Source organism: Bradyrhizobium sp. UFLA05-153 (genome assembly GCF_054185185.1).
The window spans coordinates 50,909-65,086 of the sequence record NZ_JBBIAM010000015.1 but is presented as its reverse complement, the minus strand read 5'-3'; the positions used below and the strand labels follow the sequence as shown (position 1 = coordinate 65,086).

The following is a 14,178-nucleotide window of genomic DNA, read 5'->3' as shown; positions in this document are numbered from 1 at the left end:
GATGTCCGCAAACTGCGAGAAGGAAATTTTGAAGTGACGCTTTCCCTCCATGAGGTTTCCGTCGGCATGTTCGTGCCGTTCCTGCGCAACCTGTCCGGGCTGCTCGACAAGGCCGCGTCTTACGCCGAAGTGCGCAAGATCGATCCGGCGATCCTGCTCGGCATGCGGCTCTATCCGAACATGTATGATCTGGCGCAGCAGGTGGGCGAGGCGGTCCGCCATGCCGTGGTCGGATCCGCGCTGCTTGCCGGGCGCGAGCCGATCACGTTTGCCGACGCGAAGCCTGATCTTGCGGAGCTACAGCGGCGCATCGCGGCCGCGGTCGATTTCGTCGAGAGCCTGCCGCGCACCGAGATCGAGGCCGCAGGCGAGAAGGACGTCGCCTTCCGCCTGAAAAGCGGCGTCGAGCTGCCCTTCACCGGACGCTCGCTGCTGCTGACCTTCACGATCCCGCAATTCTTCTTCCACGTCTCGACGGCCTACGACATCCTGCGGCACGCCGGCGTCGATCTCGTGAAGAGGGATTTTCTGGGAAGAAGGTGAGGCTTACACCTCACCTTTCCGTACGATGTCGGAGACCGAGCTGCGGTTGGCGATCTCGTCGCGCAGGACCTCGAAACGGCGATGCGCTTCGCTCTCGCGCTCGTCGACGAACTGCACCGCGGCTTCGCCCGACATCGGTCCGCTGACCACGGGCGTGGAATACTCGCCAATGGTCTCGTGGACGTAGTAGAGACCCTCATCGCCGCGCTGCACGGTCCATTTGAACCGCAGCGCCGCCATCGGCCCGGGGCCGAGCTTGCTGTAGCCGTCGGCGTCGGCCGGGTGCTGCGGCACGAGCGGCTGCTCGTCGACGACCAGATCCTCGTCGACGCTCGCGAACTTCTCAGTCTCGGGCGGGGCCTCGGGGTGTTCGAGAATGCTGGCGATCGTCGCCAGCGCGTGGTCGGTCGGGTCGATGTCTGACAAGGGTCCATCCTCCAAGAGGACGCGCCGGCAATTCTGTCCCACGACCGGTCGCGACCTGTCACCCTAGGTTGCCGTTGATTAAGGCTAGGTTTGGGCCCGATTGTGCCGAAATGGGACACCTGGTTGACCTTGGAGAGGCGGACGAATGTCCGCCTCTCCGAAAACCGCGGTGGTCAGGCGAGAACGTCCTGATTGATCACGTTCTGGCGGATCGGATCGCCGTCGAGCACGCTCAAAATGTTGCGCGCGGTCTGCTCGCTCATGCGATCGACCGCCTCGACGGTGACGCCTGCCACATGCGGCGCCATGATCACGTTCGGAAGCTCGAACAGCGAGTGTCCGGCCGGCGGCGGCTCCTGCTCGAACACGTCGAGGCCGGCGCCGGCGAGCCGACCCGAGGTGAGCGCACCATAGAGTGCCTTCTCTTCGACGAGACCGCCGCGCGCGGTGTTGATGAGATAGGCCGTCCGCTTCATCAGGCCGATCCGTGCCGCGTTGAACATGCCGACGGTTTCGGGCGTCTTCGGGCAGTGGATGCTGACGAAGTCGGCGCGGGGCAGCGCCGCGTCGAGATCGGTGACCGGCTCGCAACCGGCAGCCTTGATGTCGGCCGCCGGCTTGTAGGGGTCATAGACCAGGACGTTCATCTCCATAGCGAGGCAGCGCTTGGCGGTGCGGCTGCCGATGCGGCCAAAGCCTACGATCACGACGGTCTTGCCGTAGAGGTCGAAGGGCAGGATGCCGAGCCGGTCGGCCCATTTGTTGTCCCTGACGCAGGCGTGCAGCTCCTGGGCGCGCTTGGCCAGCGTCAGCATCATGAACAGCGCGGCTTCCGCGACCGAGGGCGAGTTGGCGCTGCCTGCGATCATCAGCGGCACCTTGCGGCGGGAGAGGGCAGGCACGTCGACCGAGTCGTAGCCAACGCCAATCCGCGTCACAACCATTATGTCTTTGGATGCCTCGAGTTCGGGCTCGCCGAACCGGGTCGGGCCCAGCGCAACGCCATGGACCGGCGCATGCGCAGTCAGCATCGCCTGGAAGTCCGAAGCCGAAATCAGGTTGGAGAACTCGACGAGTTCAATGTCGTCCCGCTGGTTGAGAAGGGCGCGTGCGCCCCGCGACAAAGTTTGCGTGACAAAAATCTTCTTCTTGTTGGTCGCCATCGTCCCCTGCCTGCTCGAGGTTTTCTTGACCGGCCGTCACAGCACGAGGCCGGTCGCCTCGTTTAGCAGGTGCATGTTGTTGAGGTCCATCGCCAAACGCATGGGTGCCCCGTCCTTGGCGCCGGCATTGGGATTGACGCGGCCGCAGACCGGCGTGCCGTTGAGGTTGAAGTAGACCAGCGTCTCCATGCCCATCGGCTCGGTGACGTCGAGCATGGTGTCGAAGGTCTCGACGCCGGGATCGAGATGCGCATGCGACTCCGCGATGTGCTCGGGCCGGATGCCGAGCTGCAGCTGGTCGTTGCGCGGCAACGCGTTGTAGTGCGCGGCACGCTCCGGCGGCAGCGGAAAGGAGATGCGGTCGGTCAGGCGGATGTTGAGCTTGCCGCCGACATCCTCCAGCCGGCACGGCACGAAGTTCATCGCGGGCGAGCCGATGAAGCCCGCGACGAAGCGCGTCGCCGGCTTGTGGTAGAGTTCGTTCGGCGTGCCGATCTGCTCGATGCGGCCCTTGTTCATGACCACGACGCGGTCGGCGAGCGTCATCGCCTCGACCTGGTCGTGGGTGACGTAGACCGTAGTGGTACGCACCTTCTGATGCACCTTCTTGATCTCGATGCGCATCTGCACACGCAGCTTGGCATCGAGGTTGGAGAGCGGCTCGTCGAACAGGAACACCTTTGGATTGCGGACGATGGCGCGCCCCATCGCAACGCGCTGGCGCTGGCCGCCGGAGAGCTGCTTCGGCTTGCGGTCGATCAGGTCCGTGATGTCCAGGAGGCGGGCGGCCTCCGTCACGCGCGACTTGATCTCGGCCTTCGGGTAGTGCTTCAGGCGCAACCCGAACGACATGTTCTCCGCCACCGTCATGTGCGGATAGAGCGCGTAGTTCTGGAACACCATCGCGATGTCGCGATCCTTCGGCGGCACGTCGTTGACGACGTCGCCGCCGATCATGATGTCGCCGTCGCTGATGTCCTCGAGCCCTGCGATCATGCGCAGTGTGGTCGACTTGCCGCAGCCGGACGGGCCCACCAGCACGATGAACTCGTGGTCGGCGATGTCGAGATCGATGCCGCGCACCGCCTCGACGTCGTCGTAACGCTTGACCACCTTGCGCAAGGAAACATCAGCCATAAATCGTCAACCTCTCGATTTCAACCCTTTGTCGCACCGGCCGTCAGGCCGGCAATGTAGTAGTCCATCAGGAAGGCGTAGATGATCAGCGGCGGCGCAGCGCCGAGCAGCGCGCCGGTCATGATTTGCCCCCAGTTGAAGACATCGCCCTTGATCAGCGTCGTGGTGATGCCGACCGGCAGCACGAGCTGGTCAATGGAGGTCGTGAATACCAGGGGATAGAGGAACTGGGCCCAGGAGACGGTGAAGGCGAAGATCGTCGCGGCGATCAGGCCGGGCAGCGCCACCGGAATGAAGATCCGCGTCAGGGTCTGGAGCCAGGACGCCCCGTCGATGATCGCGGCTTCATCGAGCTCCTTCGGGATCGAAGCGAAATAGCCGATCATGATCCAGGTGCAGAACGGCACCGTCAGCGTCGGATAGACGAACAGCAGCACATACCATCGATTGAGCAACGTGATGCCGGTCAGATCCTGGATCAGCGCGAACATCTTGAACAGCGGAATGAACAGCAGGCTGTCCGGGATCAGGTAGGTCAGGAACACGCCGGTGGCGAGCGTCGCCGAGCCCCAAAACCTCATCCGCGCCAGCGCGAACGCCGCGGGCACGCTGATCAGCATGGTCAGGATCACGACCACCAGTGAGACGATGGATGAATTCCAGAAGAACCGGAGAAACTGGTTCGACGTCAGGAGCTCCAGGTAGTTCGACAGCGTCGGATGAAACACCCACCAGGGATTGGTCGCCGCCGAGATCTCCGCGCTGCTCTTGAGCGAGGTGATCACCATGTAGAGCGGCGGCGTCAGGAAGAAGATCGCAAACAGCGCCAGGAAGAAGTAGGACCAGCGCAGCGCCCAGGCGCGGTCCCGGCTCATGCTGCCATACTTGACCTTGCGCCGGGGACCGGCCTTGTCGATCGCGAGCGTGCTCATCAGGATTCGTTCCCGCGTTTAGAGACGTCGCGCAGGATGAAGATGGCCGCGACGGCGAGGATGGGGACCATGAACAGCGAGACGCTGGCGCCGAGCGGGATGTCGCTGCTCTCGATGCCAACGCGGAACGCGTAGGTGGCAAAGATCTGGGTCCGATCGAGCGGCCCACCCGAGGTCAGGATGCGGACGATGTCGAAATTGGCGAAGGTGACGATCAGCGAGAACAGCGTCGTGATTGCGATGATGTTGCGCATCATCGGCAGCGTCACGTACCAGATCCGCTGCCACCAGTTGGCGCCGTCGATCGCAGCGGCCTCGTAGAGCTGCTCCGGTACCGATTTCAGCGCCGCCAGGTACATGATCATGAAGAACGGCGCGCCGTACCACACGTTGACGAGGATGACGGAGAAGCGCGCCCACGCGGCATCGCCGAGCCAGTTAACGGGACCGATGCCGAACAGGGAGAGCGTGTAATTAAACGCGCTGTAGGAGGGATCGAACAGCCACAGCCAGGCGAGCGTGCTCATCGCCGGCGGAATGACCCAGGGCACCAGCAGCATGCCGCGCCATTTGCGCTGGCCCTTGGCCGGTATGTTGTGGACGAAATGCGCGACGATGAAGCCGATCAGCGCCTTGAAGACGACGGCGGTGATCGCGAAGATGCAGGACTGCTTCACCACCATCCAGAAGGTTTCGCGCTTGAACAGGAAGGTGAAGTTGCCGAAGCCGACGAACTTCTGCATCGACTTGTTCAGCGTCGCGAGATGGATCGAGAACAGGGCAGGGTAGAGCACCAGCAGCGCGATCAGGAGGATGAGCGGCAGCGTCAGGAAGAACGCCACGGTCGATTTCCGCCTCAACGCATTGTGCAGGCTCGCCCGCTTGCGTGCACTCGCGCTGCCGGCAACGCGACCGTGCTCAACGATGACATCGGCCATGTCAGTTTCCCTGAGTCAAGCTTCCTTGGGTCAAGCTTCCTTGCAGAATGTCCAACGGTGAAGCCGGCACGCTGGTGTCGGTTTCATCTGATCACGTCCATCGAACGACGGGTTGCCTTGGCGGCTCACGCGCGAGGCGCGAACCGCCGTGGCACAACCCGGCTCAACTTCGCATGAAGCCTTCGCACTCGCCCTCGGCCCAGGCGAGCGTGTTTTCCAGCTTCTCCCCTTGCGCAAACCGCAGCGCCATCTTGGTCAGCGTCGCCTGCGCATAGATCTGCTGGGCGATCTTCGGCGGCGCAGGAGAGGCCGCAATCGACAGCGTCTGATGATTGTAGGGATTGGGATAATGATAGAGCGTGCCCTTCGGCGGCCCTTCCTCGGCCCAGGTCTTCAGGGTCGTCATTTTGGCGTAGGCCGGCAGGTCGTAGCCGCCGCTCGCCGCAACGAATTTCTCGATCGATGACGGCTGCGACAGATAGGCGAGGAGGCTCTTGGCCGCTTCCTTGTTCTTGGAGAAGCTCCAGAGGCCCCAGAAATAGGGCAGGAACGGCGCAAAGCGGCCCTTTGGACCGGCGGGGAAGCCATGCGTCCAGCATTGCTCGGCGACTTGCGGCGCGTCGCGCTTGGCAACCGCCCAGGCGCTCGGCGGATTCATGATGAGGGCGCCGCGCCCCGAGATCAGCCACTTGTTGTTCGAGGCGTCGTCCCAGGACGGTGCGTCCGGCGGCAGGAAGGCGATCAGCTTCTTGTAGTATTCGAGCGCCTGGCGGACCTGATCGGTCTTCACCGTGAGGTCGCCCTTGGAGTTGACGAGCTCGGCGCCGAACGACTGGAAGATGGCGCCCGCCGTATCGACGCTGTCGGTGGTCTCGCCAAGACCGATGCCGAACGCGAAGCCCGCCTTCTGGCAGGCTTCCGCCGCCTTGAGGAAGGTGTCCATATTCCAGCTGTCGGCCTTCGGCGGGCTGCCAACCGGATACAGCTCCTGAACGTCGATGCCCGCGTGCTTCTTCATCAGATCGATGCGCGAGCATGGCCCCTTGATCTGGCTTCCCGGAGTTGCAGGAACCGCGAGCCAGTTGCCGGCGGCCTGGCCAAGATATTTTACGGTGCCGTTGACCTCGCCGTTCTGCTTGATCGCCGCCTCGACGACGTCATTCACGGGTTCCAGCTGCTCGGCATAAGCGTGCGGCCACCAGGTGTACATCTGAAGAATGTCGTGACCGGATTTGGCCTGCGCTTCGGCGGCAACGGTCAGCTCGATCTTCTTGTTGTTGCTGGTGATGTAGTCGATCGAGACTTCGACCTTTTCCTTCGCTGCCCACTCATTGACGAGAGCCCTGGAGCTGTCGTTGGCGCCCGGCACCCAGTGGTCCCAGAAGCCGATCGAGAGCTTGCCAGCGGCGTAGGCGCCGCGCACATAAGGCGCGGTGATCAGGGCTGCGGAGGACATGGCAGTTGCGGCCACAAACTGTCGCCGCGTGAGCTTCTTGCGTGACATCTCGTTTCCTCGCTTTGGTCTTTTGTTGTTTTGTTGTTTTGTTGTTTTTTTGTTTTTCTTGCCGTCGCCTCGCGTGGCTAGTCACGCGAGCCGCGGAGAATTGGTAGCGCGATCAGATCAGAATTGATCGCGCCTGTCGAGGAATCCCACGCACGCGTTTCTTGAACTAACGTTGAGTCCAAAGGAGCGGCAGCTCCGCGTTACGCGCGTGTCGCGGCTTTGAACCTGGACGGCTCCTTTTGCGACGCACACTGTGGTCGGGATAGGCGAGGATCGTTCGAGCGCAATTACGCCGCAGTTCCGAATAAACCTGAACTAACCAGTTCGCAGGACAGAGTTTTCGGATGTGGAGGATCGCTCCTCGATCTGGACCGGCGCGACGTGAAAACGCTAGAGTTCCAGCCGGCAGACCTTTTGCGCGATTCCACCCTCCGAGCAGCCAATCAGATCGACATGGAGACAAGAATGATCAACCCGACGCCGCCTGCGCGGCTTCGCCTGCGACGATGGTTCGCGTTCGGGTCAGTCGTTGCATTGCTGTTGGGCGCCGGTTGCGTCGCCCATGCGCAGGGCCTGGTCAAAGGTGTTCAGGAGGGCGCGGCCGCCGGCAACAAGGCCGCAGGCCCGGTCGGTGGCGTGCTGGGCGGCGCGATTGGCGGCGTGGTCGGTGTCTTCACCGGCGTGCTCGGGGTCGGCAACAACCAGGCGCCGGCTAAGGATGCGAGCAAGGACGCCAAGCAGCAGGGGGCCGACAAGGGCGCCGATGCAAAGGGCACCAAGGACGCCAAGAGCAGCAAGGCCAGCAAGACCGCCAAGGCCAGCAAGGACGCACCAAAGGACGGGACAAAGGACGTCACCGTTCTTACCCAGAACGGCGCGCCGCAACTCACCGGAGAGCAGATCGTCGCCAACAGCGATTCCTATATTGAGCGCATCAAGACCGAGCTGAACCTCACACCCGACCAGGAGAAGCACTGGTACGGTTTCTCCAGCGCCATGCATTACCTCGGGCATAATGGCGCGGAGCGGCTCAATCTGCGGATTGCCCGCGCCAAGCGCGATCCGCCGGACGACATCATCGAGCAGATGCGTAACGAGGCGCAGTTCCTGATCGACCGCGCTGCCGACCAGCGCAACGTCGCCGATGCCGCCGAGCCGCTGTACTCGAGCCTGGATGACAAGCAGAAGGAAGTCTTCATCCAGGAGATGGTCCGCCTCAGCCACGAGCGCGGCCTGGATTGATCGGCGTTTGAATAGATTTGTGGCGCTCGATTGCCACGAACTCGTGAATCCCCGCGGCGATGCAGTTATGATTAGCTGCAAACAATCGCTGCGGGGTTGATATGACGGGCGCACTCTCCGTTTTCCTGGTCGAAGACGAAGCGTTGATCCGGATGATGATGGCCGACATGGTGGAGGAGCTTGGCCACCGTGTTGTCGCTGAGGCCGACAATGTTCAGGACGCGAGCGCCTTTGCGATGACGGCGCAATACGATCTGGCCATTCTCGACATCAATCTCATGGGGCTTTACGTCGATCCCGTCGCGGACCTGATCGAGCGCCGCGGCAAGCCGTTTCTGTTCGCCACGGGTTACGGACCGGAGTTGCTGCCGTCGCTGCTCCGGCGCAGGCCGATCCTGCGCAAGCCGATTTCGATCGACCAGCTCAAGGCGATGATCGACTCTCTTTTTCCCGGCTCGCCATCCGCCTCACGTCCGCTTGGGTGAATAGCCGGGCAACCTTGCCCTGGGGTAGGTGAAAGGCACTGCGCCCGGCTATCCTGCCGCAGCGGCGCGGCCTGCTCAATTCGTCACGGGAACTTGAAGAAAAGCAGACCGATTCACGCCCGACCTGTGGCCGAGGTGCGGCCTTGTCGGGAACCCGCGACGAGGGCGCGTGATTGCCTTCACGCAAGCCGCCAGCCCATCGCACTGCACAATGAAATCACGCAGGCGTAACCCGAGGATCGTGCAATTTGTTTAGGCAATCCGGCTAGGCTTGGATCGAGGCAGACGGCGCATGGACGACAAACGAAAGTATCCGCGTATCGACATCGAAGAGCTGGCCTATGTCTCGGCGGGCGGCTCGGTGATGAGCTGCGTCGTGCGTAACATCTCGCCTGCCGGCGCGGCTATCGACGTCGACAACCCCGCCTTCGTTCCCCAGCGTTTTCGCCTCGTCATCGCCAAGGACTCCTCGGTCCACGATTGCCGGGTGATCTGGATCCAGAAAAACCGGATCGGGCTCGCCTTTGTCGACGGAGGGGATGAACAACCCTGACGGTGGAGAGAAATTGACGCCCGGCGCATGCAAAGATGCTAGCCTCGGCTGGCGCGGAATGGACGAGACGGACCCGAGTTCGCGATGACACCGGAGCCTGCGACGATCTGCCTGGGATGCTGGCAGAACCTGCATATGCCGATTCCGCTGCGCGGGCCGTTATCGGCGCCGTTTCGCCTGTTCGGCATCAGACCGAGCCGGATGAACCCGAACACCTGCACCATCTGCGAGATGGCCTTCTCGCGGGTGATGAAGGCGCGCTCCGTCTCCATCGATGCCACGGTGATGTTTGCAGATTTGCGCGGCTATACGGCGCTGACGCAGACTCTGGAGCCGGCCGAGCTGACCGCGCTGCTCGACGCCTTCTACGATGACTGCGCCGCAGCCATCTGGCACTACGACGGCCTCCTGAACAAGACGATCGGCGATGCCGTGTTCGCGATCTTCAATTTCCCGGTCAAGCAGACGGACCACGCCGTGCAGGCGCTGCTTGCCGCGCGGGAGATCCAGGAGCGATTCGGCCGCAGGCGCGACGAGCTGGTGCGCTCGATCGGGAGCAGCGGATTGGACGTCGGCATCGGGATCGGCATTGACAGCGGGGAAACCAATTTCGGCGAATTCGGTCGTACCCATCGCGACTTGACTGCGGTCGGAACCGTGGTGAACCGCGCCGCAAGGGCGCAGGCCGCGGCACGCTCGGGTAAGATCCTGGTGACGTCGACAGTGCGGGAGCGTGCCGGCCACCTGGTCGCGGGAGATGGCTCCGAGCACTCACTGAAAGGCTTTCAACAGCCGGTCATGCTGTTCGCAGGCTGACGGCTCGCCTCCGCACAAACAAAAAAATGGCCGCCTCTAGGGGCGGCCATTCCAAAGATGAATTTCGATGAAACTGGTCTAAAGAACGTCTCTAATCAAGCGTCCTCGTTCACATCAAGCCAGCGCTGAGGTCGATGCCGCGTGCCATCAGGCTGAACGAGGCGAGGAGACCGGCGCAGCAGAACAGCAGGATGGTCTTGAAGGAATTGTCGATCGAACGGATTTCGATGCCGGCCGGAGCCGAGGCGAGTGAAAGCATGCTCATGTCATTTCCCCCTGTTTTGACCCTGAATTGCATCAGGCAGGGGAAATCTCTAGCGCACAAAGTTTGATACAGGATTGCCAGGCATCCTTAACCGAATCGCAATCGATGCCCGACTCCGCAGCGGCGGCGGGCCGGCAGGGCTGCTGTCCCCCGGGATCAGTTGCGGCCCGTTCCGAGCACCTTGGCGATGGTCTGGGCCGTCATCGCGGCCCGATCGGAGGCTCGCTGCGCGGCCAGCCGATCCCTGGCCTTTTCCTCGATCAGGAGATCGATGAGCGCCAATCGACTATCTTCGTCCACCGCCTCGGTCAGCAACCGGTGATAGCGATGGTAGTCAAAACCTAGATCCTGCTTACGCATGCCACGCCCCCGTACCGTACACATACGCACCACGGGCGAATTGTTTCTCAAGCGACGGAATGGGGCAAGCGGGACTCGTGTTCGGCGACATGAAACGATGCAATCAGCTGTGGATGGCGCCCGCGTGGCTTGCGCGGAATCAATGGCGGATCGCGCATCCGCTTGTGAAGGAGGTCACAGAGCTCTCGCCCGCGGGGCCCTATAGCTAAGCGGCAGGGCATTGGAATACGAGAATGCAAGACGAATTCGATCTCATCTCGATCATTGTCGCCGTCTGGGTGGCCGGCTATGTCGCCATCATGCTGGACTACCTCGCCCAGGCCGAGCTTGGCTGGTCGCTCGCGCAGTTGCGCGGATGGGCATGTCTGACGGCCGTTCTGATCGCACTCGTGACGCTGGCAGGCTCGCTCGGCCGCAAGCGCGGCGAGCTTGGCAAGCGCCGCTAGCAGACGACTGACTATTTGCTCGCGTCCGCCGCATCCATGCACTTCAGCACGAAGGCGGCGCGATCACGCAGCAGGATCTTGGCCTGCTGTGCCTTGAGGCCGCAGGCGCGCTGCCTCAACTGCTCGGTGCGGCGATGCTCCGCTGCGTCGCGGTACTCCGGTGCAACCGTGGCTGGATCGACCAGTTTTTGCGCAAAAACAGGGGGCATCAAAACAAACGAAATCGCAATGATTCGGATCAAGTGATTCACAAAGATCTCCCCAGCCCTCAAACCCGGTGATCCTAACACGGCCGGGACGGTTAGCTGCGAGGCGTTTCACGCTCGACACCGCAATCGTGGGACGAGGCTCACGCCGTGCTGTGATCGCGAAAAGCCTTCAGACCCGCAAAGCTCGCGTCCGGCTTGACGATGATGCTGGTCGGAATGGGATGCAGGTAATCCCGGAAACGTCCCTTGGCCTCAAAGCGCTCGCGGAAGGTGGATGCGGCCAGGAATTTCGGGAAGCGCGGGACGATGCCGCCGGCGATATAGACGCCGCCGCGGGCACCGAAGGTCACCGCCAGATTGCCGGCGACGGAGCCGAGGATGGCGCAAAACATTTCGAGCACGGTGCGGCTGAGGTCGCAACTGCCGTCGAGGGCGGCCGCGGTGATGGCCGCCGCGTCGCGTTGTGGGGCCTTCGCACCATCGACCTCGGCGACCGCCTCGTAGAGGTTTTGCAGCCCCGCACCGGACAGCGCGCCCAACTCGATCTCGACGTGGCCCAAGCGCCGTCGCATCGCGGCGATGACGCGCTCCTCGCGCTCCGTCTCCGCCGGCAGGGTCGCATGACCCGCTTCCGTGATCACGGCCACCCGGGCACCGTGACGCTCGACGAGGCAGGAGACGCCAAAGCCCGTGCCGGGTCCGAGCACCAGCAGCGGCTCGCCAGCCGCGCCACTCTGGGCATCGAGCCGGAAGAGGTCGGCAGGTTGCAAGGCCGGCAGCGCCCAGGCCAGCACCTCGAAATCGTTGAGCACGTGAACAGCGTCGAGGCCAAAGCCGGCGCGGAGCTCCTTCCCATCGATGATCCACGGACTGTTGGTCATGACACAGCGGTTGTTCACGACGGGTCCCGCGACCGCGAGCACGGCGGTGCTCACCTGCGCGCCATTGGCCTGGCGGGCGAGGAAGTCGGCCATGGCGTCGCGAACGGCGGGGAAGTCGGCGACCCGCGCATAGGCGACCGGCCCGATCCGGCCGTCCTCCTCCATCAGCGCGAAGCGCGAATTGGTGCCGCCGATGTCGGCGAGCAATGCGCAACCTCTTGTCGTCCGACTGGTCATGTCCTCGTGGCCGCCGCGTCCATCGCCATTGGTGATCGCGGGAACCTTTGTCTCCATTGCTTCGCGGTCAGATTCGCATACCACCGCGGCTTGATGCTGTCGTCAACGTCGATACGGGCGAACCGTTGCGCCGGCGGCAGTCCGCCCGCGGTAGGCGGTTGCGCAGCGGCGCCGGAAGATCGACATTGAGGCCAGACCGGGTGGAGACCAGCGATGAAGATATCCGACCGGGACGTCCTGCTCGTGATCGACGTCCAGAACGACTTTTGTACCGGCGGGGCGCTGGCCGTGCCTGGCGGGGAGAAGGTGGTGCCCGCCATCAATCGCGTCGCCCAAAAATTCGCCAATGTGGTGCTGACACAGGACTGGCACCCCGCCGATCACGTCTCCTTCGCCTCCAATCACCCCAACAAGCGGCCGTTCGAGGCCATTGATCTCGACTACGGTCCGCAGGTGCTGTGGCCGACGCATTGCGTGCAGGGCACCGCCGGCGCCGAATTCCATCGGGATCTCGACGTCCGCCGGCCGAGCCTGGTGGTGCGCAAGGGCTTTCGCCGCGGCATCGATTCCTATTCGGCACTGTTCGAGAACGACCACAGGACTCCGACCGGGCTGCTCGGCTATTTGCGCGAGCGCGAGCTGAAGACGGCGTTCGTCGCGGGCCTGGCGCTGGATTTTTGCGTCCGCTTTTCGGCGGAGGATGCCCGCAAGGCAGGTCTCGAGGTCGCGGTGATCGAGGATGCCTGCCGCGGCATCGATCTCGACGGCTCGGTTGCCGCCACCCATAACAGCTTCAGGGCGCTCGGCATTCCCGTCGTCAGCATCGAGGCGTTCTTCTAAAGATGGCGCAAGGAACGAATAAACCGCCGCCGCCGACAGCATCCGGGCCGGGCCCGGATGATCCGCTGCTGTGGCCGTTTGCAGCGGCCAAGGTCGCCATGGACGCCGCGTTCTGGTGGCTGGAGCGCAGCTCGCCCGAACCGCGCGAGACGGAACTGCCCTGGTCCACGCCCAACAAGGTCGCACTGGAGCTCGCGACCATGCGCCTGCGCGACTGTACGAAGAAGCGCACCGGCCCGCCGGCGCTGGTCTGCGCGCCCTATGCTCTGCACCGTGCGCTGATCGCCGATTTCGCGCCCGGTCACAGCGTCGTGCAGTCTCTGCAAGAGGGCGGGGTCGATCGGGTCTATCTCACGGACTGGCGCTCGGCATCATCAGAGATGCGCTATCTCTCGATCGACAGCTATCTCGGCGACCTCAATGTCGCGATCGATGAGATAGGCGCACCGGTCGACCTCATCGGCCTCTGTCAGGGCGGTTGGCTGTCGCTGCTCTACGCCGCGCGCTTCCCGGACAAGGTGCGCCGCCTGGTGCTGGTCGGCGCCCCCGTTGATCTCGCGATCAAGTCCGCATTGTCCCGGCTCGCGCGCAATGCGCCGGAACTGGTCTACGACCAGCTCGTGGCGCGCGGCGGCGGCAATGTCAGCGGCGAGGAGATGCTGCGCTTCTGGTCGAGGTCACTGAGTGCGGAAGATATCGCGGTGGCGTTGCAGAGGAGTTTGGCCGAGGAGGGCGGGGCTGAGCTCCTGGAGCGCTTCAATCGTTGGAACGAGGAGACCCTCAACCTGCCGGGCAGCTACTACCTCCAGATCGTCAACTGGATCTTCCGCGAGAACCGCATCGCGGCGGGAGGCTTCGTCGCGCTCGGCAGACAAATCGATTTGAAGGATGTGAGAGCGCCCATTTTCCTGCTCGCCGGGCTCGACGACGAGGTCGTGCCGGCGACGCAAGCGCTGGCGACCGCTGATCTCGTGGGGACGCCCCCGGTCTTCATCGCGGCAGCATCGGAGCCGTCGGATCATCTCGGGCTGTTCATGGGAGCGCGGACCCATGTCCATGCCTGGCCGCGCATCTCCGAATGGCTGCGCTCCGATCTCGGCGGCGGTGTTCTGGCGCGCAGGGCCTGATAGGCATCACCTGACGGCGGCGGTCTTGATCCCGGTCAAAGCCGTTGGACTGAGGGGGAGCCTAGAGTGTGACG

18 protein-coding genes are annotated in these 14,178 nt (G+C 63.3%); 8 read left to right on the top strand and 10 right to left on the bottom strand.

Annotated features, from left to right (window positions below; all coding sequences use genetic code 11):
• Positions 1-33 precede the first annotated feature (33 nt).
• A complete protein-coding gene (locus tag Q2941_RS11795; RefSeq protein WP_256576057.1) occupies positions 34-543 on the top strand; it encodes a DUF1993 domain-containing protein in 510 nt (169 codons plus the stop codon).
• Between the two features lie 3 nt (positions 544-546).
• Here Q2941_RS11795 and Q2941_RS11790 read toward each other — a convergent pair whose 3' ends face one another.
• The 6 genes from Q2941_RS11790 to Q2941_RS11765 all read right to left on the bottom strand — a co-directional run bounded on the left by Q2941_RS11790 (position 547) and on the right by Q2941_RS11765 (position 6,643).
• On the bottom strand, positions 547-969 hold the full coding sequence (locus Q2941_RS11790; protein WP_027523383.1) for a hypothetical protein: 423 nt from the start codon (positions 967-969) through the stop codon (positions 547-549).
• A 173-nt stretch (positions 970-1,142) separates the two neighbouring features.
• The gene (locus Q2941_RS11785; RefSeq protein ID WP_458192575.1) at positions 1,143-2,132 is read right to left on the bottom strand and encodes a hydroxyacid dehydrogenase; all 990 of its coding nucleotides are present in this window, start codon (positions 2,130-2,132) and stop codon (positions 1,143-1,145) included.
• A 36-nt stretch (positions 2,133-2,168) separates the two neighbouring features.
• The gene (locus Q2941_RS11780) at positions 2,169-3,269 is read right to left on the bottom strand and encodes an ABC transporter ATP-binding protein (protein WP_027523381.1); all 1,101 of its coding nucleotides are present in this window, start codon (positions 3,267-3,269) and stop codon (positions 2,169-2,171) included.
• Positions 3,270-3,289: 20 nt separating this feature from the next.
• Entirely contained in the window at positions 3,290-4,201 is a 912-nt protein-coding gene (locus tag Q2941_RS11775; RefSeq protein ID WP_458192574.1) for a carbohydrate ABC transporter permease, read from the bottom strand.
• Positions 4,201-5,139: a carbohydrate ABC transporter permease gene (locus Q2941_RS11770; protein ID WP_027523379.1), complete on the bottom strand. Its 939-nt coding sequence runs from the start codon at positions 5,137-5,139 to the stop codon at positions 4,201-4,203. Before Q2941_RS11770 ends, Q2941_RS11775 begins: the two co-directional genes overlap by 1 nt.
• A gap of 163 nt (positions 5,140-5,302) precedes the next feature.
• Positions 5,303-6,643 carry an ABC transporter substrate-binding protein gene (locus tag Q2941_RS11765; RefSeq protein ID WP_458192573.1) on the bottom strand — a complete coding sequence of 447 codons (1,341 nt, stop codon included), beginning with the start codon at positions 6,641-6,643 and terminating at the stop codon, positions 5,303-5,305.
• 465 nt (positions 6,644-7,108) lie between these two features.
• Between Q2941_RS11765 and Q2941_RS11760 the strand changes: the two genes are divergently transcribed.
• The 4 genes from Q2941_RS11760 (at position 7,109) to Q2941_RS11745 (ending at position 9,739) form a co-directional block, all read left to right on the top strand.
• The gene (locus Q2941_RS11760; RefSeq protein ID WP_458192572.1) at positions 7,109-7,885 is read left to right on the top strand and encodes a Spy/CpxP family protein refolding chaperone; all 777 of its coding nucleotides are present in this window, start codon (positions 7,109-7,111) and stop codon (positions 7,883-7,885) included.
• 101 nt (positions 7,886-7,986) lie between these two features.
• The gene (locus Q2941_RS11755) at positions 7,987-8,370 is read left to right on the top strand and encodes a response regulator (RefSeq protein ID WP_458192571.1); all 384 of its coding nucleotides are present in this window, start codon (positions 7,987-7,989) and stop codon (positions 8,368-8,370) included.
• A 292-nt stretch (positions 8,371-8,662) separates the two neighbouring features.
• Entirely contained in the window at positions 8,663-8,923 is a 261-nt protein-coding gene (locus tag Q2941_RS11750) for a PilZ domain-containing protein (protein WP_458192570.1), read from the top strand.
• An 84-nt stretch (positions 8,924-9,007) separates the two neighbouring features.
• Positions 9,008-9,739 (top strand): adenylate/guanylate cyclase domain-containing protein, encoded by a 732-nt coding sequence (locus Q2941_RS11745; protein WP_254112441.1) that lies wholly within the window; start codon positions 9,008-9,010, stop codon positions 9,737-9,739.
• Between the two features lie 109 nt (positions 9,740-9,848).
• Here Q2941_RS11745 and Q2941_RS11740 read toward each other — a convergent pair whose 3' ends face one another.
• On the bottom strand, positions 9,849-10,004 hold the full coding sequence (locus tag Q2941_RS11740; RefSeq protein WP_198031769.1) for a hypothetical protein: 156 nt from the start codon (positions 10,002-10,004) through the stop codon (positions 9,849-9,851).
• A gap of 156 nt (positions 10,005-10,160) precedes the next feature.
• Complete coding sequence (locus Q2941_RS11735) at positions 10,161-10,364, bottom strand: hypothetical protein (RefSeq protein WP_027523373.1); 204 nt, start codon at positions 10,362-10,364, stop codon at positions 10,161-10,163.
• 233 nt (positions 10,365-10,597) lie between these two features.
• Here Q2941_RS11735 and Q2941_RS11730 point away from each other — a divergent pair, with 233 nt between their 5' ends.
• The gene (locus tag Q2941_RS11730; RefSeq protein ID WP_027523372.1) at positions 10,598-10,810 is read left to right on the top strand and encodes a hypothetical protein; all 213 of its coding nucleotides are present in this window, start codon (positions 10,598-10,600) and stop codon (positions 10,808-10,810) included.
• An 11-nt stretch (positions 10,811-10,821) separates the two neighbouring features.
• On the opposite strand, the gene Q2941_RS11725 is transcribed toward Q2941_RS11730, so the two are convergent.
• On the bottom strand, positions 10,822-11,061 hold the full coding sequence (locus tag Q2941_RS11725; protein WP_254112440.1) for a hypothetical protein: 240 nt from the start codon (positions 11,059-11,061) through the stop codon (positions 10,822-10,824).
• A 98-nt stretch (positions 11,062-11,159) separates the two neighbouring features.
• On the bottom strand, positions 11,160-12,137 hold the full coding sequence (gene glk, locus Q2941_RS11720) for a glucokinase (RefSeq protein WP_458192603.1): 978 nt from the start codon (positions 12,135-12,137) through the stop codon (positions 11,160-11,162).
• 213 nt (positions 12,138-12,350) lie between these two features.
• On the opposite strand from glk, the gene pncA reads away from it, so the two are divergent.
• Complete coding sequence (gene pncA / locus Q2941_RS11715) at positions 12,351-12,977, top strand: bifunctional nicotinamidase/pyrazinamidase (RefSeq protein WP_035662510.1); 627 nt, start codon at positions 12,351-12,353, stop codon at positions 12,975-12,977.
• 2 nt (positions 12,978-12,979) lie between these two features.
• Positions 12,980-14,104: an alpha/beta fold hydrolase gene (locus Q2941_RS11710; RefSeq protein ID WP_458192569.1), complete on the top strand. Its 1,125-nt coding sequence runs from the start codon at positions 12,980-12,982 to the stop codon at positions 14,102-14,104.
• Positions 14,105-14,178: the final 74 nt, after the last annotated feature.